This window comes from Roseateles saccharophilus (genome assembly GCF_031458095.1).
GTDB classification, from domain to species: domain Bacteria; phylum Pseudomonadota; class Gammaproteobacteria; order Burkholderiales; family Burkholderiaceae_C; genus Pelomonas; species Pelomonas saccharophila_A.
Genome location: NZ_JAVDXU010000005.1, coordinates 382,069 through 400,345 on the forward strand (window position 1 = coordinate 382,069; position 18,277 = coordinate 400,345).

At 69.1% G+C, this 18,277-nt stretch carries 17 protein-coding genes; 10 read left to right on the forward strand and 7 right to left on the reverse strand.

Going from position 1 to position 18,277, the window contains the following annotated elements; all coding sequences use genetic code 11:
• Positions 1 to 125: 125 nt before the first annotated feature.
• From J2X20_RS27185 to J2X20_RS27205, 5 genes are all read left to right on the forward strand, one after another.
• Positions 126 to 659 (forward strand): PEP-CTERM sorting domain-containing protein, encoded by a 534-nt coding sequence (locus J2X20_RS27185; RefSeq protein ID WP_310272473.1) that lies wholly within the window; start codon positions 126 to 128, stop codon positions 657 to 659.
• A 31-nt stretch (positions 660 to 690) separates the two neighbouring features.
• A complete protein-coding gene (locus J2X20_RS27190; protein WP_310272474.1) occupies positions 691 to 1,383 on the forward strand; it encodes a PEP-CTERM sorting domain-containing protein in 693 nt (230 codons plus the stop codon).
• An 88-nt stretch (positions 1,384 to 1,471) separates the two neighbouring features.
• The gene (gene argJ / locus J2X20_RS27195; protein WP_310272475.1) at positions 1,472 to 2,701 is read left to right on the forward strand and encodes a bifunctional glutamate N-acetyltransferase/amino-acid acetyltransferase ArgJ; all 1,230 of its coding nucleotides are present in this window, start codon (positions 1,472 to 1,474) and stop codon (positions 2,699 to 2,701) included.
• A gap of 114 nt (positions 2,702 to 2,815) precedes the next feature.
• A complete protein-coding gene (locus tag J2X20_RS27200; RefSeq protein ID WP_310272477.1) occupies positions 2,816 to 4,945 on the forward strand; it encodes a prolyl oligopeptidase family serine peptidase in 2,130 nt (709 codons plus the stop codon).
• Complete coding sequence (locus J2X20_RS27205; protein WP_310272479.1) at positions 4,942 to 5,379, forward strand: GNAT family N-acetyltransferase; 438 nt, start codon at positions 4,942 to 4,944, stop codon at positions 5,377 to 5,379. The genes J2X20_RS27200 and J2X20_RS27205 overlap by 4 nt, the downstream gene beginning before the upstream one ends.
• Here the strand turns inward: J2X20_RS27205 and J2X20_RS27210 are convergent.
• From J2X20_RS27210 to J2X20_RS27220, 3 genes are read right to left on the reverse strand one after another with little or no spacing between them, the layout of a single operon-like run.
• A complete protein-coding gene (locus tag J2X20_RS27210; RefSeq protein ID WP_310272480.1) occupies positions 5,376 to 6,563 on the reverse strand; it encodes a hypothetical protein in 1,188 nt (395 codons plus the stop codon). The two genes, J2X20_RS27205 and J2X20_RS27210, sit on opposite strands and share 4 nt — an antisense overlap.
• 58 nt (positions 6,564 to 6,621) lie before the next feature.
• Positions 6,622 to 7,281 carry an alpha/beta hydrolase gene (locus tag J2X20_RS27215; RefSeq protein WP_310272482.1) on the reverse strand — a complete coding sequence of 220 codons (660 nt, stop codon included), beginning with the start codon at positions 7,279 to 7,281 and terminating at the stop codon, positions 6,622 to 6,624.
• Positions 7,274 to 7,723, reverse strand: coding sequence for a GNAT family N-acetyltransferase (locus tag J2X20_RS27220; protein WP_310272484.1), 450 nt, complete (start codon positions 7,721 to 7,723; stop codon positions 7,274 to 7,276). Before J2X20_RS27220 ends, J2X20_RS27215 begins: the two co-directional genes overlap by 8 nt.
• A 52-nt stretch (positions 7,724 to 7,775) precedes the next feature.
• Between J2X20_RS27220 and J2X20_RS27225 the strand changes: the two genes are divergently transcribed.
• From J2X20_RS27225 to J2X20_RS27240, 4 genes are all read left to right on the forward strand, one after another.
• Entirely contained in the window at positions 7,776 to 8,447 is a 672-nt protein-coding gene (locus J2X20_RS27225) for a histidine phosphatase family protein (protein WP_310272486.1), read from the forward strand.
• Between the two features lie 45 nt (positions 8,448 to 8,492).
• On the forward strand, positions 8,493 to 8,894 hold the full coding sequence (locus J2X20_RS27230) for a hypothetical protein (protein ID WP_310272489.1): 402 nt from the start codon (positions 8,493 to 8,495) through the stop codon (positions 8,892 to 8,894).
• 37 nt (positions 8,895 to 8,931) lie between these two features.
• Complete coding sequence (locus tag J2X20_RS27235; protein ID WP_310272490.1) at positions 8,932 to 10,167, forward strand: class I SAM-dependent methyltransferase; 1,236 nt, start codon at positions 8,932 to 8,934, stop codon at positions 10,165 to 10,167.
• Positions 10,168 to 10,257: 90 nt separating this feature from the next.
• Positions 10,258 to 11,898 carry a response regulator gene (locus J2X20_RS27240; protein ID WP_310272492.1) on the forward strand — a complete coding sequence of 547 codons (1,641 nt, stop codon included), beginning with the start codon at positions 10,258 to 10,260 and terminating at the stop codon, positions 11,896 to 11,898.
• A 32-nt stretch (positions 11,899 to 11,930) separates the two neighbouring features.
• Here the strand turns inward: J2X20_RS27240 and J2X20_RS27245 are convergent, their stop codons facing one another.
• Genes J2X20_RS27245 through J2X20_RS27255 form a run of 3 tightly spaced genes read right to left on the reverse strand, consistent with a single transcriptional unit; the run spans position 11,931 to position 14,696 of the window.
• Entirely contained in the window at positions 11,931 to 12,179 is a 249-nt protein-coding gene (locus tag J2X20_RS27245) for a hypothetical protein (RefSeq protein ID WP_310272494.1), read from the reverse strand.
• A gap of 41 nt (positions 12,180 to 12,220) precedes the next feature.
• Complete coding sequence (locus tag J2X20_RS27250) at positions 12,221 to 13,792, reverse strand: cation:proton antiporter (protein ID WP_310272495.1); 1,572 nt, start codon at positions 13,790 to 13,792, stop codon at positions 12,221 to 12,223.
• A 58-nt stretch (positions 13,793 to 13,850) separates the two neighbouring features.
• The gene (locus tag J2X20_RS27255) at positions 13,851 to 14,696 is read right to left on the reverse strand and encodes a PEP-CTERM sorting domain-containing protein (protein WP_310272497.1); all 846 of its coding nucleotides are present in this window, start codon (positions 14,694 to 14,696) and stop codon (positions 13,851 to 13,853) included.
• A 116-nt stretch (positions 14,697 to 14,812) separates the two neighbouring features.
• Between J2X20_RS27255 and J2X20_RS27260 the strand changes: the two genes are divergently transcribed.
• Positions 14,813 to 17,443, forward strand: a complete 2,631-nt coding sequence (locus J2X20_RS27260) for a winged helix-turn-helix domain-containing protein (RefSeq protein ID WP_310272499.1) — start codon at positions 14,813 to 14,815, stop codon at positions 17,441 to 17,443.
• Here J2X20_RS27260 and J2X20_RS27265 read toward each other — a convergent pair.
• The gene (locus J2X20_RS27265) at positions 17,410 to 18,087 is read right to left on the reverse strand and encodes a hemerythrin domain-containing protein (RefSeq protein ID WP_310272501.1); all 678 of its coding nucleotides are present in this window, start codon (positions 18,085 to 18,087) and stop codon (positions 17,410 to 17,412) included. The genes J2X20_RS27260 and J2X20_RS27265 overlap by 34 nt on opposite strands.
• Positions 18,088 to 18,277 lie beyond the last annotated feature (190 nt).

Sequence of the window (18,277 nt, forward strand, 5' to 3'; positions counted from 1 at the left end):
GCGTGCGTTTGAGCACAAACCCCCCCGGCCGCCACGCGCATGGGGGGTGCTCCTCAGATGCTTACCCCCCTAGAGTGCAGTCCATGCCCTCGGGTAGACCCGTATAGAGAACTCGAAAGTCCACGATGAAAACGTTGTCCAAAGCGCTTGCAGCCCTCGGCCTGGTGGCCGCCGCCACCGGCGCGAACGCCGCCGCGACGCCGGTGTCGTTCAGCTTCTCCAACAGCGCCATCATGTCCAGCGGCGGTGCCGCCGCCCATTTCGACGACCTGTTCAGCTTCAACCTGAGCCGCGCGACGTTGATGTCCGGCGGCCTGCTGACCTTCTCCGGTGAAGAACTGGCCGGCGTCGATGTCACCTCCGCCTACCTGACCCGCGGCCCGGTCACCGTCGCCCTGACCCAGTTCGGCGCGGGCATCGATGTGGACGAGGACGTGTTCGGCACCGAGACCTGGACGCTGGCCCCGCACTGGTTGCCCGCCGGCAACTGGCAGCTGCATGTCATCGGCAACGGCTTCAGCGCCAAGGGCTTGGAAGGCTACACCGTCACGCTGGACGGCCGCACCAACAACGCCAACGACCTGCCCGAGCCGACCGCCCTGGCCCTCGTCGCCGTGGCCCTGGCCGGTCTGAGCCTGTCCCGCCGCCGCGCCCGCTGAGCCGCAGCCCCTTCACGAAAGCAGTCCCATCATGTTCAAGCCCCTGACTCTCGCCGCCGCCCTGCTGATCGGCACGCCGGCCTTTGCCGTCAGCACCGTCAGCGTTCGCTTCGTGAGCCGTGATGCCAGCGCTCCGGTGCTGAACACGTCGATGACCAGCAACTACATCACCGGCGGCCTGAACTTCACCGACGCCGCCACCGGCAGCTTCCTGGCCTATTGCGTCGAGCCCAGCCAGTCCTTCGCGCTGAGCTTCAAGAGCGATGGCGTCACGCCCAACTTCAAGACCTACACGGTCGACAGCTTCAGCGCCAGCCAGGCCTCGCTGCTGCAGGGCCTGTACTCCAGCAGCTTCGCTTCGGTCCATTCCGGCAACCAGCAGGCCGCCTTCCAGCTCGCCGTCTGGGAAATCATGCGCGAGAGCAGCGGCACGCTGAGCATCGCTGAGGGGAACGGCAACTTCTTCCTGAAGACCGCCGGCGCCACCGGCCAGCAGAACGGCATCAACAATTCGGTGCAGGCCCTGGCCTCCCATTACCTGTCGGCCGCCGAGAGCTACAACGGTCCGGGCCTCTACAGCCTGACCAAGCTCAGCAACGCCACCTACCAGGACCTCGTCGTGGCGAGTGCCGTCAACGCGGTGCCCGAGCCCGAGACCTATGCCCTGTTTCTGGCCGGCCTGGGCGCCATTGGCCTGATGGCCCGCCGCCGCCTGCCGCGCTGATCCGCTTGCGGCTCCTTGCAAAGGCTCCTTCGGGAGCCTTTTTCGCTTCATAGAATCGGCGCGCTTTCCCTGATCAACCGAGCGCGCCATGCCCGTCAATCTCACCGCCCCCGATCCCGCCTCCCTGTTGCCCGTGCCGGGCGTGCGCCTCGGCGTGACCATGGCCGGCGTGCGCAAGGCCAACCGGCGCGACCTCAGCGTCATCGCGCTGGACGAGGGCGCGGCCGTGGCCGGCGTCTTCACGACCAACCGCTTTTGCGCCGCTCCTGTGCAAATCTGCCGTGAGCATCTGGCCGGCGGCGCGGCCATCCGGGCCCTGTTGATCAACACCGGCAATGCCAACGCCGGCACCGGCGCCGACGGCCTGGCCCGTGCGCGCGAGACGTGCAAGGCCCTGGCCGGCCTGATCGGCTGCGCGCCCGAGCAGATCCTGCCCTTCTCGACCGGCGTCATCATGGAGACGCTGCCGGTGGACCGCATCACGGCCGGCCTGCCGGCCGCCCTGGCGGCGCTGAAGGCCGACAACTGGGCCGAGGCCGCCGCCGGCATCATGACGACGGACACCCTGCCCAAGGCCGCGTCGCAGCGCGTGCAGATCGGCGGCGTGCCGGTCACGCTGAGCGGCATCTCCAAGGGCGCCGGCATGATCCGCCCCAATATGGCCACCATGCTGGGCTTTGTCGCCACCGACGCCAACATCGCCCCGGCCCTGCTGCAGCCGCTCGTGAAGGAGGCCGCCGACGCCTCCTTCAACCGCATCACCATCGACGGCGACACGTCCACCAACGACTGCTTCATGCTGATCGCCAGCCGCAAGGCGGCGCATGCCGAGATCACCTCGCTGGACAGCGCCGACGCCAAGGTCCTGCGCGGGGCGCTGATCGCCCTGGCCCAGGAGCTGGCCCAGGCCATCGTGCGCGACGGCGAGGGTGCGACCAAGTTCATCGCCATCACCATCGAGGGCGGCCGCGACGAGGCCGAGTGCAAGCTGGCCGCCTATGCCATTGCCCACTCGCCGCTGGTCAAGACCGCCTTCTTCGCCAGCGACCCGAATCTGGGCCGCATCCTGGCGGCGGTGGGCTATGCCGGCATTGGCGACCTGGACCAGGGGCTGATCGACCTGGACCTGGACGATGTCGCCGTGGTCCGCCAGGGCGGGCGCCTGACGACCTACCGCGAGGAAGACGGCCAGCGCGTCATGAAACAGTCCGAGATCACCATCCGCGTCGGCCTGAACCGCGGCTCGGCCAGCGCCACGGTCTGGACCTGCGACTTGAGTCACGACTACGTCAGCATCAACGCCGACTACCGCAGCTGAGCGCGAGCCCCGGTTGGGGTTATTGCTGTCAGGGCTTCATCGCATGACGATCGGCGCCGCCTGCGGGTGGCGCCGACAATCCGCGCCTTCACGGAATACCCCGGATACCGCTCGATGAAGCTCACCTTGTCTGCCATCACCCTCGCAGCCGTTCTCGCCACCAGCGCCCAGGCCCAGGGCCTCAGCTACCCCAACACGCGCAAGGTCGACCAGGTCGACGCCTATCACGACACCGCCGTTGCCGACCCCTACCGCTGGCTGGAAGACGACAACAGCGCCGACACCAAGGCCTGGGTCGTCCAGCAGAACGAGGTCACCGACAAGTTCCTGGCCGCCATGCCGCAGCGCCTGCCGGCGCGCCGCATCTACACCGAGCTCTACAACTTCGAGCGCTTCGGCATCCCCTTCCATGAAGGCGGCCGCTACTTCTGGACCCGCAACGACGGCCTGCAGCAGCAGAACGTCATCTACACGGCCAAGTCCCTGACCGACACGCCCGCCGTCGCCCTGGACCCCAATGCCATGAGCAAGGACGGCACCGTGGCCCTGAGCGGCCTGGCGCCCTCGCGCGACGGCAAGCTGCTGGCCTATGGCATCGCCGGCGCCGGCTCCGACTGGCAAACCTGGAAGGTGCGCGACCTGGCCACCGGCCAGGACCTCGCCGACACCATCGAATGGGTCAAGTTCAGCGGCGCCTCCTGGACGATCGACGGCAAGGGCTTCTTCTACGCCCGCTACGACGCGCCCAAGGAAGGCGAGAAGCTCAAGGGCGCCAACTACTTCCAGAAGCTCTACTACCACCGCCTGGGCACGCCGCAGGCCGAGGACGTGCTCGTCGCCGAGAACCGCGAGGACAAGGAGTGGGGCTTCGGCACCGAGGTGTCGGACGACGGCCAGCTGCTCTTGATCAGCGTCTGGAAGAGCGCCGGCAGCAAGAACGGCCTGATGGTCCTGCCCCTGCCCAAGGGCGCCTTCGCCGGCGGCAAGCCCCAGCCCATCACGCTGGACTTCGATGCGCAGTACAGCGCCATCGCCGCCGTCGGCGGCAAGCTCATCGTCAAGACCGACAAGGGTGCGCCGCGTGGCAAGCTGGTCGCCATCGACCTGAAGAATCCCGCCCCTGCCGGCTGGAAGACGCTGGTCGCCGAAGGCCCCGACGCCATGACCATGGCCTCCGCCGTCGGCGGCCGCTTCCTGCTCAGCTATCTGCATGACGCCGCGACGCTGGTGCGTGTGCATGGCGCCGACGGCAAGCAGCTCAGCGAGGTCAAGCTGCCCGGCGTCGGTACGGCAAGCGGCTTCGGCGGCCGCTGGGGCGACCAGGAAACCTTCTTCAGCTACACCAGCCTGACGACCCCGGCCGAGATCCACCGCTACGACGTCAAGACCGGCAAGGTCAGCCTGTTCAAGAAGCCCAAGACGGCCTTCAACGCCGACGAGTTCGAAACGCGCCGCGAGTTCGTCACCAGCAAGGACGGCACCCGCTTCCCCATCTTCATCGCCGCCAGGAAGGGCCTGAAGCTGGACGGCAACAACCCGACCCTGCTCTACGGCTACGGCGGCTTCGACATCTCCATCACGCCCGGCTATGGCGTCACGGCGGCCACGTGGATGAAGATGGGCGGCGTCTACGTCATCGCCTCCATCCGCGGCGGCGGCGAATACGGCTCGGCCTGGCATGAGGCCGGCACCAAGCTGAAGAAGCAGAACGTCTTTGACGATTTCATCGCCGCCGGCGAATGGCTGGTCAAGAACAAGGTCGCCAGCCCGGCGACGCTGGCCATCAACGGCGGCAGCAACGGCGGCCTGCTGGTCGGCGCGGTCACCAACCAGCGCCCGGATCTGTTTGCCGCTGCCGTGCCGCAGGTCGGCGTGATGGACATGCTGCGCTACCAGAACTTCACCATCGGCTGGGCCTGGGCCACCGACTACGGCACCAGCGCCGACAGCCCGGAGATGTTCAATGCGCTGTATGCCTACTCGCCGGTCCACACCATCAAGAACGGCGCCAAATACCCGGCCGTGCTGATCACGACGGGCGACCACGACGACCGCGTCGTGCCGGCCCACAGCTTCAAGTACGCCGCCACGCTGCAGGCCGCCGACACGGGGCCGGCTCCGAAGCTGATCCGCATCGAGACCAATGCCGGCCACGGCGCCGGCAAGCCGACCTCCAAGATCATCGAGGAGCGCAGCGACATCCTGGCCTTCATCGCCAACACGATGAAGCTCGAGGTCAAGTGAAGGGAGAGGTCGCGATCCGTGATCTGGGCATCGGCGATGTCGATGCCCTTGTTGATCTCTATCAGCATCTGAACGCTGGCGATGCGCCGCCTTCGCCAGAGGCGGTGCTCGCCGTGTTCGCACATCCGGGATTGCGCCATTTCGGCGTGTTCGATGGCGAAGCGCTGATCGCCAGCTGCAACCTCGCCGTCATTCCCAACCTGACACGCGGCGGCGGCAGCTATGGCGTCATCGAGAACGTCGTGACCCATGCCGACCACCGCGGTCGCGGCCATAGCCAGACGGTGGTGCGCCATGCCATCGAAGAAGCCTGGAAGGTCGCTTGCTACAAGGTGGTGCTGACCACCGGCCGCAAGGACCCCGCGGTCTGGGCCTTCTACGAGCGCTGCGGCTTCGACGCCGGCGACAAGCGCGCCTTCGTCATCCGGCGTTAGAAGTTCACCGCCTTGGTCTTGAGGCCGCGCGCCACCAGCGTCGCGTTGATCAGCTGGGCCTGCTCCCGGCTCGGGAAGGGCCAGATGGTGGCGCGCCAGCCTTCCGGCGTCTGGATGACGTCGGCCTGCAGGGCATTGGGGTCGCTGTGCACGCCGACCAGGCCGGCCTTCATCTTGGCCAGCAGGGCCTCGGCCTCGGCCTTGCTGCCCGGTGGGCCGACCAGGGCGACGACGATCTTGTCCGGTGTTTGGGCCAGGCGAATCAGGCGCGGGTCGGCGGGCTCGGGTTTGCTGGCGCCAGGCTCGGGCTTGTCGGCGGGCTTTTCAGCGGACACCTCGGAGGCTTTGTCCGAGCGCAGGATGGGCGGGCGCTTGATGCCGTCGGTGCGCTCCACGAGGCGGGGGCGGATGTCGGGCGGTGGCGCGTCGCTGGCAGCCTCGCTGGCGGGCGCTTCCGCGGCCGAAGCTGGAGCGGAGGCCGCCGAGGCAGATGCCGGCAGCACCGGTGCCGAGGCAGCCGATGCCGCCGCTGAGGGCGGTGCAGCGACCGGCTCGGCCGCGCGTTTGGGCCACAGCGCCCAGGCGCCCACGGCGATCAAGACCGCCAGCACGGTGGCGGCCGCACCCAGTCGGATCGGGTCCCAAAGCCGCCGGCCGGCAATCTCCGAAGGGATGCCGCGGCCGGCCAGCACGCGGGTGCGGGCGCTGCCGACGTCGATGCCGGCCGTCATCAGATAGAGCTCGAAGGGCCAGCCGCCGTGGCTGCTGGCCAGGCTCTCGTCGATGACGATGACGCGCCAGGGCTTGCTCTCCGGCGTGGCGGGCGGCTCGGCAAAGCCATGGGCCAGCGCAAAGCGCTCGACCTGGGCCGGGCTCAGGCCGGGCAGGAATTTCTCGCTGAAGGCCCGCCATTGCGTGCGCGGGCGCCGGCTGAGCAGGGCCGGCAGAGCTTTGAGGCGCTGCTGCCAGGCCGCCCAGCGCGACAGCGGCGGCGAGCCGTGCAGTTCGTCAAAGGCGCTGACGACATCCGTCAGCACCGGCTCCACCAGGGCGCCGGCCTCGGCCGAGGCGCGCACAAAGGGCAGGGCCACCACGCCCACGGTGTGCACATCGCCCACAGCAATGCGCCGCGCAAGCGGGTGGCGGTTGTGCCAGTCAACGATCTGTTCGGCCAGGCGCTCCATGACTACTTGATCTTGCCCGAGGCCGCCGCATGCCGATGGCGAAAACAGAGGAGCGAATTCAAGCCAGTTGTTTCAGCAGCCAGGCGTTCAGATCTTCAATTTCTTCCATGCAGACCGAGTGCGGCATGGGGTAGTCGTGCCACTCGACCTCATGTCCCAGGGCGCGCAGCGCGTCGCGGCTGGCCGTGCCGCGGGCCGGCACGACGACCGGGTCCTGCGTGCCGTGGGCCATGAAGATGGGCAGGTCGGCATTGGCTGCTGAGCGCTCGGCCGACGTCGTCGCGGCCAGGGGCAGATAGCCCGACAGGCCCACGGCACCGGCGAGGCGCTCGGGATAGCGCAGAGCCGTCATCAGCGCCATGGCACAGCCTTGCGAGAAGCCAACCAGCACGATGCGCGCGGCCGGGATGCCGCGCTGGCGCTCGCCGGCGATGAGTTCGCTGATCTGGCGCAGCGACTCGCGCAGCCCGGCTTCGTCCTCGCGCTTGACGAGGTCGGTGCCCAGGATGTCGTACCAGGCCCGCATCACATAGCCGCCGTTGATGGTGACCGGCCGCTCGGGCGCATGCGGAAAGACGAAGCGCACCGCGCCGAGGGTCTTCAGATCCAGCTCACCGCAGATGGGCACGAAGTCATAGCCGTCGGCGCCCAGGCCGTGCAGCACGATGATGCTCGTGCCGGGGTTGGGGCCGGTCTCGATGACGTGGGTTTCAAGCATGGGGATTCCAATCCTGTTTCAGCAATTCGAAGCGCTTGTCGCCGTAGGCATCCAGGCCCTCGTCGGTCGGTTTCCAGCCGGCGCGCCGGTAGAAGGCCTCGGCGCGTGAGCCGGGCATGGTGCCCAGGTCCAGGCGCGGGTGGCCCTGGGCGAACAGCCACTCCACCATCACGTCGTGCAGCTGGCGGCCGTAGCCCTGGCCATGCAGGGGCGGGTCGACGAACATGGCCCAAATATGGCCATCGCGCGCGTCGGCGATGGCAAAGCCGGCAATGCGGCCGGGTTCCAGTTCGACCACCCAGCCGCGGCCATGGTCCTCAAGATAGGCATGCAGCTCGGCATCGGAGATGCGGCCCGGCGTCAGCTTGTTTTCGGTGACGGCATAGCGCACGCGCCAGAGCTCGGCCGTGTCGTCGCGGGTGGCTTGTCGGAGTCGGGACATGGCGTCATTGTCGCGACAGCTGCAGGCCTTTCTGCGGTCCATGATGCAGGCCATGGGAAGCCTCTACCTCGTCCGCCACGGCCAGGCCAGCTTCGGCGCGGCCGACTACGACCAGCTCAGCGCCAAGGGCCATGAGCAATGCCGCCATCTCGGCGCCTACTGGCGCGAGCGCGGCCAGCGCTTCGACGCCGTCTTCACCGGCACGCTGAAGCGCCATGCCCAGTCCCTGGCCGGCATCGTCGAAGGCTATGGCGAGGATCTGCCCGCCGTTGCGCTGCCCGGGCTCAACGAGTACGACAGCGAGGCCGTCGTGCGCGCCATCCATCCCGAGCCCCTGGGCAAGCCGACCGATCCGGAGATGGTCAAGCAGCACTTCCGCCTGCTCCGCCAGGGGCTGCTGGCCTGGATGAGCGGCGAGACGGCGCCCATGGGCATGCCCAGCCATGCCGACTTCGCCGCCGGCGTGGCCGACGCCCTGGCCCGCGTGCTGGCCCTGGGCGTGGGCAAGCAGGTGCTGATCGTCTCCAGCGGCGGCCCCATCGCCACCGCCGTGGCCCAGGTGCTGAGCACGCCGCCCGAGACCTTTGTGGAGTTGAACCTGCGCATCCGCAACTCGGCCGTCACCGAGTTCGCCTTCAATCCCAAGCGTCACCACCTCGTCACCTTCAATACGCTGCCGCATCTGGATACGGCGCAGACGCGGGTGCACATCACGCACGCCTGAGGTGTTCGCGCCCACCGCGACAATCGTCGTCGTGGTGGAGTGACGATGAAGATTTCCTCTGTCGAGATCGGGCTGGCCGTCTTTTTCGTGGGTGCCGGCCTGGTCTGGAGCTGGTTCGCGATGCAGAAGTCGGAACGGCAGGCCCGCGCCAAGTTCCGGTCGCGCGCGCATGCGCAATTCAAGAATTCCGCGGTGGCCTCGGCGGATGAACGCTATGCCTTCTCGGGGCATTCGGTAAGTATCGTGACGGAACTGGAACGCCGGCAGACCGTCGAGGGCTACACCGTGGACATCATCCTCGAGCGCTACTGCATGAACGACAGGGGCGAGTACTTCCACTTCATCTCCAACAGCGCCGGCCGGCCCTATGTTCGGCATGTGCCGCATCGGATGGCGCGACTGGTGCTGAAGCAGAACTACCTGCCGCCGCCCTCCGACCCCTGCTGAAGCGCTGCCGGTGGGCATCACGGACAATTGGTGGCTCATGTCCGCACCGTTGTTCACCTCCCTCATCACGCCCCCACCCGCCGCCACCGCGCCGGCCCACGAACGCTTTCTGCACCTCGTCCGCCTGGCCATTGCCGGCGGCCAGTTCGGCAAGCTGTTGCTGTCCGGCCCGGTCGGCGATGACGCGGATGTCGAACGGCTGACCGTGCGCCTGGTCGAACTGCGCGGCGAGCCGGCGCTGAGCTTTCTGTGGCGGCACCGGACCAAGGACGTCACCAAGAACCATGCGCCCGAGGCTGGCTTGGCCGAGATCGCCACGCTGCTGGGGGCACGCTTTCGCAACGCGCATCTCCACACGGCGACCGAGGAGGTGCAGTTCGCCGTCAGCCGCAAGGGCCGCGAGACGCTGCGGGTGACGCGCCTCGAAGGTGCAGAAACGCCCGCACCGGCTGCCCATGACAAGGCCAAGCAGAGGCCGCTGGACATGGCCCACCCGGTCTGGTCGGCCTTGGGCCTGACCCATCTCGTCAAGGGCGAGCCGGCCCTGGTGCCGGCGATGGCGCGCAAATGGAAGCAGATCAACCGCTTCGTCGAGATCCTGTCCTCGGCCGTCGAAGAGGCCGGCCTGGCAGGCCCCGTGCGCGTGGCCGATTTCGGCTCGGGCAAGGGCTATCTGACCTTTGCGGTGCATGACTGGTTGCAGGCCCACGGCCTGCAACCCCGGGTCAAGGGCATCGAGCTGCGCAGCGACATGGTCAGGCTGTGCAGCGCCATCGTTGAAGGCGAAGGCCTGGGCGGCCTGCAATTTGACGAGGGCGATGTGCGCACCCAGGCCGTGCAGCCCCTGGACGTGATGATCGCCCTGCATGCCTGCGACATCGCCACCGACCATGCCCTGCATGTCGGCCTGCAGTCGGGCGCCAAGGTCATCATGAGCTCGCCCTGCTGCCACAAGGAGCTGCGCCCGCAGATGACGCTGCCGGCCGTGCTCAGGCCCATGCTGCAGCATGGCATCCATCTGGGCCAGGAGGCCGAGATGGTGACCGATTCCCTGCGCGCCCTGCTGCTGGAAAGCCAGGGCTACCGCACCCAGGTCTTCGAGTTCATCGCGCTGGAGCACACCAGCAAGAACAAGATGATCCTGGCCGTGAAGGTCCAAGGCGCCGCGGCCGAGGCCCTGGCCGCACGCCGGCCGGAGCTGCTGGCGCAGATTGCCGAGATCAAGCGTTTTTACGGGCTGCGCGAGCAGCGGTTGGAGCAACTGCTGGCTTAGTGCGTTACGGATCGCGGTGAATGTGGAAACATTCGCGGTACGCGGATCGCCCCTCGTGGCTACCCCTGCGGTGACTTGAAAGAGGTGTCATTGGCAAACCAACCGCACTGGCTGTCTTCGGGTGGCGGGATACCGGTCGATCAGCTGCAGGTCCTGGTCATCGACGAGGGCGAGCTGTCGCGCTCGGTGCTGGGCCGCCTGCTGCGCGAACTGGGGGTTCGGCATCAGCATCTGCAGATGGCCCGCCGCCCGGAGGAAGCGCGCCGCCTGATCAAGAGCGCACCGCAGCCTTATGACCTGATCATCAGTGACATGACCTTTCGCCAGCAGGGTCCGCACGACATGACGGGCCAGGATCTGCTGGACGAGCTGCGCCAGGCCAAGGGCCTGCCCATGCAGACGGCCTTCATCATGGTGACCAGCGAGGCCCGCTATCAACATGTGGCCGAAGCCCTGGAAGGCGCGCTCGATGACTATCTGCTCAAGCCCTTCACGGCCCGCCAGTTCGAGGAGAGGCTGCAGGTGGTGCTGGAGCGCAAGCAGGCCTTCAAGCCGGTGTTCCAGGCCATCGAGGCCGGCGACTATGCCAAGGCGGCCCAGCTGTGCGAGGCGATGTTTCGCGACAGCGCGACCTACAAGGTCTATGCCGCGCGCATCGGCTCCGAGCTCTATCTGCGCCTGGGCCAGCTCGACGCGGCGCGACGCATGCTCGAGGCCGTGCTGGCCTACAAGGCCGTGCCCTGGGCCCGGCTGGGCCTGGCCAAGATCGATCTGGGCGATGCCGATACCGACAAGGCCTGCCGGGCCCTGGAGACCCTGCTGGCCGAGAACCCGGCCTATGCCGACGCCTACGACGTCTACGGCCGTGCCTTGCTGGAGGAGATGAAGGTCGAGGCGGCCGTCGAGGTGCTTGCCAAGGCGGTGCAGATCACGCCCGGCAATGTCTCGCGCCTGCAAAAGCTCGGCTCGCTGCAGCTCTACCTCGGCTATAGCGGCGAGGCCGCCAAGCATCTGGGTGCGGCGCTGACCATAGGCGCGAATTCGCGCACGCTGGACTACCAGGGCGTCGTCGCGCTGGCCATCGCGAGCCTGGATGTGGCCAACGTCGACGGTTGCGAGCGCGCGCACAAATGCCTGCAGGGGGCCTTGGGTCGCCATCCCGACAGCTACCGGGTCCGCACGCTGATGCTGACCTGCGAAGTGGCGCTGCAGCTGGCGTTGCGGCGCGCTGCGCCAGCGCAGGCGGGCCTGCGCGAGCTGGCCTCGCAAATCGACCGTCCCGAATTCACCTACGAGATGGCCGGCAATCTGCTCCTGCTGCTGGTGCGCTGCGCCGGCCAGCAGCCGATTCCGGAAGCGATGACCTGGGCGACGCGATTGGCACGGCGCTTTTGCGTGTCGCGCCCACGAACCCGTCTGCTGGAACTGGCCGCCTCGGCCATGCCCGCCATCGAGATCCTGGTGCGCGACACCGCCCAGGACATCAACGCGCAGGCCAACGAGGCGATGTCGCATCTGGTCGGCAAGCAGCATCAGCGCACGCTTGAGGCGCTGGCCGAACTGGCCCGCAGCAGCCTCAATGCGCGCATCATCAACCTGGCCTTCGCCACGCTGAACCACCATGGCCAGCACCTGGGGGCCGATGCCTTGCTCAGGTTGCGCCAGACCATCGAGCCCTTGCACACCGGCTATACCGATGCTGGCCGCCGTCTCGTGGAGAGAAAGGACTGACCCGCCAGCCTGGGGGGGGGGGCACGCCCGGATCAGTTCACAAGCGCGAAGCTCACATAACCGGCGCCCGCCTCGGCCAGGTGCTTGATGCCCGACGTGCCGGCACTGAGGGCGGTGAACCTGAGGCGACGCTGGGTTTCCTGGGCGTGCTTGGCCAGCTCCAGCGCCGCGGCCATTCTTTCGTTGGCATGCGGCGCCAGGTCGTTGTACTGAAGTTCGAGGTCTGCTCCGGCGCTCATCAACGACTTCAGGAACGCGGGTTGGAGGGTGTTGTTGTGCATGGGATCTCTCCAAGGGGTCAAGCCAGCATAGTCCTGGATCGCTATTCCGTTGCATCCGCATTCGCGGCCCGCAGCGGGTCCGACACCTCCAGCCAGTCCAGGTCGTTCTCCAGCGTGTGGAAGGCGTCGTCGCCGATGTCGCCGGCGTCGCGCATGGCGAGCAGCACCCGGCGGGCGGCCTGCAGGGCAGCGCGGTAGCGGTCGTCGTATTCGGCGCCGAAGGAGGCAAAGGGGCTGCCGCTTTCATGCAGCGGCCGGCCCAGATGCATCTTCAGGTTCTTGCGCACCAGGTTCACCGCCGCCGAGCCATCGGTGGGCAGCTGTGCAAAGGCGGCTTCCAGCATGCGGTGGCGGGCCGCGTGTTCCTCATGGGCGACGGGGTCGCCGTCTTGCAGCTTCAGCGCGCGCAGCAGCGGTTTCAGCGTCAGGCCCTGGATCAGCAGCGTGCCCAGCACGACGAGAAAGGCCGTCAGCACGATGAGGTCGCGGCCCGGGAAGCCCTCGGGCAGGGCCAGGGCCGCCGCCAGCGTGACGATGCCGCGCATGCCGGCCCAGGAGATCACCAGGCCGCTGCCCACCGTGGGCCTCAGCATGGGCCGCGGGGGGTTGAAGCCATGGCGGCGGTCGCGCCAGCGGATGACGGCGTTGAAGCTCATATGCCAGACGATGCGCACCCCGATGACCGTCGCCAGCACGGCGGCGGCCACGCCCAGGTATTGCTCGCGCGCCGGCGCTTCCAGGCCCATCAGGATGGGCCGCAGCTGCAGGCCGATGAAGATGAAGGCAAAGATGTTCAGTGCGAACACGACCGTCGCCCAGACCGCGTTGGTGGGAATGCGGATGCGGGGCGGGATACGTTCAGGGGCCAGGCGGGCCAGCGTCATCGCGAAGCAGACCGTCGTCAGCACGCCCGAAAGGCCGACATGCTCCGCCAGTTGCCAGACCGTGAAGGTGCCGACGAACTGCAGGATGATGGCCGTGGGAATGTGCTGCACACGCTCGAAGAGGCGCTGGGCGATGAAGCCAAGCGCCGGCCCCGCGATCAGGCTGCCCAGCACGGCCAGCAGGAAGGTCGGCCCCACCGCCTGCATCGAGAAGCCGCCGGCGGCGGCCGCGCCTACGGCGAGGCGGTAGATCAGCAGGGCGCTGGCGTCGTTGAGCAGGCTCTCGCCCTCGAGGATGCCCAGGATGCGCTGCGGTGGCCGCAGCGGCCGCAGCACGGCCGTAGCCGCCACGGCGTCGGGCGGGGCGACGATGGCACCCAGCGCGATGGCCGCGGCCCAGGGCAGGCCGGGTACCAGGGTGTGGACGACGATGGCCACCGCCGCGGTGGTCAGGCCCACGGCGACGACGACCAGGCTGACCAGGGGCGCCCAGTTGTCCTTCAGGTCGCGCAGCGAGGCGTCGTAGCCGGCGTCGACCAGGATGGGGGCGACGAACAGGGCCAGCACCAGATCGGGCGGCAGGCTGAGGCTGGGGGCGCCGGGGATCAGGGCCAGCAGGGCGCCGCCTATGGCCAGGAAGACGGGGTAGGGCGCGCCGGCGCGCCGCGCGGTGGCGGCCAGCACCACGGCCGCCACGAAGAGGATCAGGATCTGTTCGAGCGCATGCACCGCGCGGAGTATGGCGGCCTCGCCCCGGCAAAGGAAGGCGGGCCGGCGACTGCGAAACTCAGCGAGCCTGGCGGCGCCTGGCGATCAGGCCCAGGCAGGCCAGGCCGGCGAGGATCATGGCCCAGCTGCCCGGCTCGGGCACCGGTGCGGGCGCACCCCACTGGATGGTCTGGCCGTCGGTTGCCAGGCCGTTGCCGGCCGTGAAGCCGTAATACACCGGCTGCCCGACGAGGCCCAGGGCCGCGAAGTCCACCTGCGCCTGCACGCTGAAGCTGCCCAGCAGCAGATTGGAGAGGGTGCCGGTCAGCAGGCCGGCGTTGTCGCCGTTGCCGGAGGGCGCGTAGGCGAGTTCACCCATGAAGGCGTAGTTGGCGTTGCGGATGCTGTCGCCCAGGCCGGTCTGGGTGAAGGCCAGCGGCGTGTTGCTGCCGCCGGCGAGGATTTGCACGCTGGGCGACACCGGCTCGCCGTCGAAGTGGAAGGTGTCCACGGCGAAGGCCACGCTGGCCGAGGACAGGCCGCCATAGCCGAGGTCGGAGCCGCCGTTGCCGACACCGGTGGCATCGGCCAGCACCAGGGTCAGGCCGTCGCCGCGCAGCTGGCTGGGGTCGTTCTGGATGTTGAAGTAGAAGCGGAAGTTGAAGGCGCTGTTGAAGTCCAGGGCCAGTGCCTGTGGCGCCCAGCCGGCGCCCGCCTGCCCGCCGGTGCCGGCCTGGGTCAGGTTCAGCACGCTGTAGGTGAAGCCATTGCCCGGCGTGAAGCTCTGCGCCTGCGCGCTGCCATACAGCGTCCAGCTCGGGAAGTCGGGGCTGTGGTTCTGGTCGGTCAGGTCCACGCCCTGCTGGGCGTGGGCGCCCAGGCTGGCGGTGAGGGCGAGGGCAGTCAGCAGTCGGGCGAGCGTCATGGCGGGTTCTCCCATCAAGGTTGGGCGCCAGTCTGGGAAGCCACCGTTAGGCAATCGTTAGTGAATCGGCCCCTCGACCCCCCTCAAGCCCGGGGCTCTGCCTATCATGCGCGCCCATGGCTCTCGCCCATACCAAGACCCGTGCGCCGCGCCCCCGTGCCGGCCTGCTGCTGCCGCGCCCAGCCCTGCTGGCCCGCGTGAAGCATGCGCTGGATACCCGGCGCGTCCTCCTCATCTGCGCCCCTGCCGGCTATGGCAAGACGGCGCTCCTGACCCAGGCCCTGGCCGATGCATCCACCGAGACCGCCATCGCCTGGGTGGCCCTGGACGAGGGCGATGACCTCGGCCGCCTGCTGGACTGCCTGTTTGCCGCCTTCGAGCCCTACGACCCGCCCTGGCGCGTGGCGCCCGAGGGCCTGCGGGACGCCGCCCTGCGGGGTGGAGCCGAGATCGTCACCGTGGCCGATGCGATGTTGAATGCGCTGGAGGCCTGCGAGGTCCAGCATGGCCTCATCGTGCTGGACGACGCCCACCATCTTGCCGACCCTGCTTCGCAGCAGTTCCTGGACCGCTGGCTGGCCCGCATGGGCGAGCGCTGGCGGCTGGTGCTGGCGGTCCGCCACGAGCCCCCGCTGCGGCTGGCCCGCCTGCGCGCGAGCGGCGAGCTGGCCGACCTCGGTCCGGCCGAGCTGGCGCTGGCACCGGAGGAGGTCGAGCAACTGGCCCAGGCCGCGGGCCTGGAAGAAGCTGCGGCGGTGGGCTTGTACGAACGCTGCCAGGGCTGGCCCGCCGGCTTGCGCCTGGCGCTGGGCATGAGCCAGGGCCAGCGCCTGCCCGCGGCCATCGACCGTGCCACCTTCGACTACCTGGCCGCCGAGGTGCTGGACCGCCTCGAGCCCGGCCTGCGCGGCTTCCTGTTGCGCACCAGCGTGTTGCACGAACTGGACGCCGCGCGCTGCCAGGCACTGGGCGAGGATATGCACGCGGCGCAATGGTTGGCCGAGATGGAGCGGCTGTCCCTGTTTGTCACCGTCGTCGACCTGGCGCCGCACACGCTGCGCCTGCACCAGCTCTTTCGCGACATGCTGCAGCAGCGCCTGCGCCAGGAACAGCCCGAGCGGCATCGCCTGCAGCTCGAACGCGCGGCCACGCTGGAGACCGATGCGCTGCGCCGCCAGAGCCTGCTGCTCGCCGCCGGCCGGCCCGATCGTGCGGCCGAGCTGCTGCTGGACGATGGCGCCCTGCTGATGAACCAGCTCGGCGCCCAGGGACTGTTGGACCTGACCAAGCGCTTCGACCCCGCCTTCGCCGAGTCCAGCCCCGAGCTGCACCGCGTCAAGGCGCTGTCGCTGTGGGTGCTGTGGGAGGCCCAGCAGGCCGAATGGCATCAGAGCCGCGCCGAGGCGCTGTTCGAAGCGCGTGGCGACGAGGCCGGCTTGCGCGCGGCGCGCGGCCATCGCAGCATCCTGCTGATCGCCCAGGGCCGCCTCAAGGAGGCTGAGGCCCTGCTTAGCGACCTCGACCCGTTTGCGTTGAGCGGCGAGCTGCGCCGCGTGACACTGTTGGGCCGCACCTGGCATGCCATGGAAAGCTGCCGCTTCGACGCGGTTGCGCCGCTGTTCGACGCCCTCGTCACCGAGCTGCTCAACGCGACCACGCTGGAGACTTGGTACATCTGCTCGCCGCCCCCACGCCAGATCAGCTGCGTCGGCATGGCCCCGGTGGCCGACCGCTGGTACCGCGGCGCCATGCAGGTGCTGGGCAACCGGTTGCTGCCCTTCGGCGTCAACGCCCACACGGCCCAGGCCTGGAACCTGTTCTGGCAGGGCCGGCCGGAAGAATCCCGACAGCTGCTGGACCGCGCCGAAGCCGATGCGGCCTGGTTGGGTCGCATCGTCATCGCGCGCAACCAGGGTCAGGCCCTGCATGCCATGTTCGAGCTGATCGCCGGCCGCCACGACGAGGCCATGGCCTTGATGCGCTTGCGGGTGGCCGAGCAGGTGCCGGGTTATGGGGCCTGGGGCGGCTGGCATGCCCACTTTTCCCTGGCCCGCATGGCAGCCGCCACCGGCAACCGCGAGGCGCTGGCCGAGGCCCTGGAGCGCCTGGCGCGCATCGGCGCGGATCTGCCCGACCTTGTCATGCCGCACCGCCCGCGGCCGCTGCTCGGCCTGCAGGCCCAGCTCGCGGCACTGCAGGGCCGGCGCGATGAAGCCATCGCCGCCTGGCGCGGTTTCCTCGCCGACGGTGAAGGTGGCGACCTGCTGGGTCAATTGGCCGAAGCGCGCGTGCTTCTGGCCGCGGTGCTGCTGGAAGGCGGCGACCGGGCCGGCGCGGCCGGGGCCCTCGCACCGGCGCTGGCCCGGCGCGAACCGGGTGGCCTGATGTGGGCCGTGCCCAGGCTGCTGCAGATGGCGGGCGAGGACTGGGGCGAGCTGCTCGACGGCGCCGAATTGGCCCGCCTGCGCGGCTGGGCCGAGGCCGTGCGCCCCGCCACGCGGATCGCCGTCGACACGCAGACCCAGTCCCCTGACGAGCGCCTGTCCCAGCGCGAGGCCGAGGTCATCGCGCAGATCGCCGCCGGTGCCAGCAACAAGCACATCGCCCGTGCGCTGGACCTCAGCCCCCACACCGTCAAGCGGCATGTGGCCAACATCCTCGACAAGCTGGTCCTGAATTCACGCGGCGAGGCTGCCGCCTGGTGGCGCGACCGTCAGGCTTCGACCAGGCCAGGCACGCTGGGCTGACCCAGGGCCCGGCACAGCTTGGCCCAGGCGCCGTCGTCCAGCAGGGAGCGGGCGGCGGCCAGCACCGGCGCCTGCGCCTGTGGCGGCAGGCCGACTACCAGCAGCGCACGCTCGGCCGGGCTGAGGGCCGGGATCATCCAGCGCAGCGTCTCGCTCATCTCGCGCGGGCCGATGCTGGCCAGGATGCGGCCGTGAAGGGCCTGCAGCTCCGCATCGCTGTGCGTGGCCCACAGGGCCTGGTTGTGGCGGCTTTCCTCCACGCCCATGTGCTCGAAGTTGTGGGCGACGAAGACGGCAAAGCGCCGGTACAGGCGCTGGGCGGCGGCGGCCGACGGCATGGCGCGCAGGGCCGCGCCTTCGGCCCGCAGGGCGGCGATGCTGTCCAGGTGGTCCTCGTGCTCGGCCTCGATGGCGGCGCTCGCGCCGGCGCGGCGGGCCTCGATGGCGGGGTGGATGTAGCCGTTCTCCCGGTCGACATGGTGGCGGGCGGCGTCCAGCAGTGATTCGAGCTGGGCCAGGCTGGCGGCCAGGTCCAGCGGGTCGTCCACGTCCAGCTGGCCGAGCTTGTGCAGCGTGTCGCTCATGAAGAAGCGCAGCGCCTTGTGGATGTGGGCGTAGAGGTCGGGGCGGATCGGGGTGCTCATGGCAGGCGGCGGGTGAGGGGAGGAGCTGCCAGTGTTCCGGCCCGCCGCCGCCGCTGCATCGCTCCGATGGGCCATGGCCGGGCCAGGGCGGCATGGCTCTTCGCGACCGGTGGCACTGGCCCTTTCGGCGGATGGCAGCGGGGGGGCCGCTCGGCACAGTGGCGCCACCCCCTGAACGGAAGCCTTCCGG

Bases quoted from the DNA above. Each gene is read 5' to 3' on its own strand.
- J2X20_RS27185 (WP_310272473.1), top strand. From the start codon at position 126: ATGAAAACGTTGTCCAAAGCGCTTGCAGCCCTCGGCCTGGTGGCCGCC.
- J2X20_RS27190 (WP_310272474.1), top strand. From the start codon at position 691: ATGTTCAAGCCCCTGACTCTCGCCGCCGCCCTGCTGATCGGCACGCCG.
- argJ (WP_310272475.1), top strand. From the start codon at position 1,472: ATGCCCGTCAATCTCACCGCCCCCGATCCCGCCTCCCTGTTGCCCGTG.
- J2X20_RS27200 (WP_310272477.1), top strand. From the start codon at position 2,816: ATGAAGCTCACCTTGTCTGCCATCACCCTCGCAGCCGTTCTCGCCACC.
- J2X20_RS27210 (WP_310272480.1), bottom strand. From the start codon at position 6,563: ATGGAGCGCCTGGCCGAACAGATCGTTGACTGGCACAACCGCCACCCG.
- J2X20_RS27215 (WP_310272482.1), bottom strand. From the start codon at position 7,281: ATGCTTGAAACCCACGTCATCGAGACCGGCCCCAACCCCGGCACGAGC.
- J2X20_RS27220 (WP_310272484.1), bottom strand. From the start codon at position 7,723: ATGTCCCGACTCCGACAAGCCACCCGCGACGACACGGCCGAGCTCTGG.
- J2X20_RS27225 (WP_310272486.1), top strand. From the start codon at position 7,776: ATGGGAAGCCTCTACCTCGTCCGCCACGGCCAGGCCAGCTTCGGCGCG.
- J2X20_RS27230 (WP_310272489.1), top strand. From the start codon at position 8,493: ATGAAGATTTCCTCTGTCGAGATCGGGCTGGCCGTCTTTTTCGTGGGT.
- J2X20_RS27235 (WP_310272490.1), top strand. From the start codon at position 8,932: ATGTCCGCACCGTTGTTCACCTCCCTCATCACGCCCCCACCCGCCGCC.
- J2X20_RS27245 (WP_310272494.1), bottom strand. From the start codon at position 12,179: ATGCACAACAACACCCTCCAACCCGCGTTCCTGAAGTCGTTGATGAGC.
- J2X20_RS27255 (WP_310272497.1), bottom strand. From the start codon at position 14,696: ATGACGCTCGCCCGACTGCTGACTGCCCTCGCCCTCACCGCCAGCCTG.
- J2X20_RS27260 (WP_310272499.1), top strand. From the start codon at position 14,813: ATGGCTCTCGCCCATACCAAGACCCGTGCGCCGCGCCCCCGTGCCGGC.
- J2X20_RS27265 (WP_310272501.1), bottom strand. From the start codon at position 18,087: ATGAGCACCCCGATCCGCCCCGACCTCTACGCCCACATCCACAAGGCG.